This is a genomic window from Prevotella sp. MGM2, assembly GCF_002933955.1.
Taxonomy (GTDB): Bacteria; Bacteroidota; Bacteroidia; order Bacteroidales; family Bacteroidaceae; genus Alloprevotella.
Genome location: NZ_BEWW01000100.1, coordinates 1 through 522, shown reverse-complemented (window position 1 = coordinate 522; position 522 = coordinate 1). Strand labels below are relative to the sequence as shown.

Here is a 522-nt window from a genome sequence, read left to right as displayed (position 1 = left end):
CGAATTATCTTCTATTGCCTGCCTAAGTAAAAAACAGTTTGAGCGGTTGTTTCATTCATTTGTAGGCATCAATCCCAAAGAATATACCCGTATCGTCCGCTTCCAAAAGGCTTTGGCGCAGATGCAGCATCAAGCGGGCAAAGAAATTAATCAGGCACAAATAGCATACGCCAGCGGCTATGCCGACCAGTCGCACTTTATCCGGGAGTTCAAGAAATTCTGCGGATATACGCCCGTGTCTTTGCTGAAAGTATCAAATCCATATTCCGATTTGTTCACCAATCCCGTATAAATGTCCCGTTTGTTCTATCCGGGGGCAAACGCTTCTCCTACTTTTGCTACCTGATTCATTAAATGAAAATAGCATTAAGTATGAAAGAAGTAAATCCCCAAGAAACCAGCCGGGCATACGCCTTTGAAATGTGGATGAACGCACCTATGCCAATGGTGACGTTCTTTAAGACACTCAACGTGTCACGCCTTGTGAAAATCAGCCGGAAATCGGGCATGAAGTTTAATATG

The 522-nt window shown here is 43.9% G+C and carries 1 protein-coding gene and 1 pseudogene; both read left to right on the top strand.

Annotated features, from left to right (window positions below; translation table 11 throughout):
* Nucleotides 1-292 (top strand): helix-turn-helix domain-containing protein (locus tag C5S62_RS02200; RefSeq protein WP_133159465.1); only part of this gene is annotated, 292 nt, incomplete at its 5' end.
* A gap of 80 nt (nucleotides 293-372) precedes the next feature.
* Nucleotides 373-522 (top strand): annotated as a pseudogene (locus C5S62_RS02195) (chloramphenicol acetyltransferase); the annotation flags it as partial.